Origin of the sequence: Nocardiopsis lucentensis DSM 44048, assembly GCF_000341125.1 — a bacterium.
Classification (GTDB): domain Bacteria; phylum Actinomycetota; class Actinomycetes; order Streptosporangiales; family Streptosporangiaceae; genus Nocardiopsis; species Nocardiopsis lucentensis.
This window is the reverse complement of the sequence record NZ_ANBC01000755.1, coordinates 1-835: the sequence shown is the minus strand read 5'-3', so window position 1 is coordinate 835 and position 835 is coordinate 1. Positions and strand designations below refer to the sequence as shown.

At 72.5% G+C, this 835-nt stretch carries 1 pseudogene; it reads right to left on the bottom strand.

Features of this window, described 5'->3' with window-relative positions:
• Positions 1-67: 67 nt before the first annotated feature.
• A pseudogene (locus tag D471_RS38760) lies at positions 68-811 on the bottom strand (IucA/IucC family protein); the annotation flags it as partial.
• Between the last annotated feature and the right edge of the window lie 24 nt (positions 812-835).

The window sequence follows — 835 nt, the reverse complement described above, 5'->3', positions numbered from 1 at the left end:
CCCCCCCCAGCCGCTCCTCGCGGACACCGAGCTGGCGCTGGACGATGTCGGCGAGGTAGCGCAGGTGCCCGGCGCAGATCGCCGACAGCACCGAGTGGGCCAGCTCGCCGGGCTGCCAGCGGTGCAGCATGGCGCGCACGCGGTCGGGGATCTCGGCGTACTCGGGCAGGTCGAAGGGGAGCAGTTCGACGTCGGAGCCGAAGTCCTTCATGGCCACGCGCACCGGCGTGTCGGCCTCGTCGAAGATGAGCACGATGTTCTCCCCGTGCGGGGTGAACGACGCGCCGTACCGGTACAGGTAGTGCAGCACGGGCGGGAACAGCGCCCCGAGGAAGCGCCGCAGCCACTCCTCGGCCTCCAGGCCGGAACGCGCCACCAGCTCGGTGACCACGGCGCGCCCGTCGGTGCCCTCCAGGAGCAGGCACGCCATGGTACGGGCGCGCTCGCCCTCCGCCAGGCTGTTGTGCACCGGCTCGCGCCAGATCGCGCCCAGCAGCTCGTTGAACCGGTAGGGCGCCTGGGGGAGGCGGTCGAAGACCGGGTGCGGGACGGTCGCGGAGGCGACCTCGCCCAGCATGACCACACGGCACTCCTCGCGCAGGAAGTCGTCCCGCGCGACCAGCGACTGGAGCCAGGTGCTGGTGTGCGGCGCGCAGGCGGTCTGCGTCCCCGACAGCCCCCGCCACACCAGGGTGTTGCGGATCATCAGCGGCACCTTGACGTTGCGCCGGTGCGGCCGGTCCAGGTTCATCAGGGTTCGGATGGACTGGAAGGGGCGGTAGCGGTCGCGGCTGCGGCCGAGCTCGACCACCCGTCCCTGGGCGAGCTCGGCGGC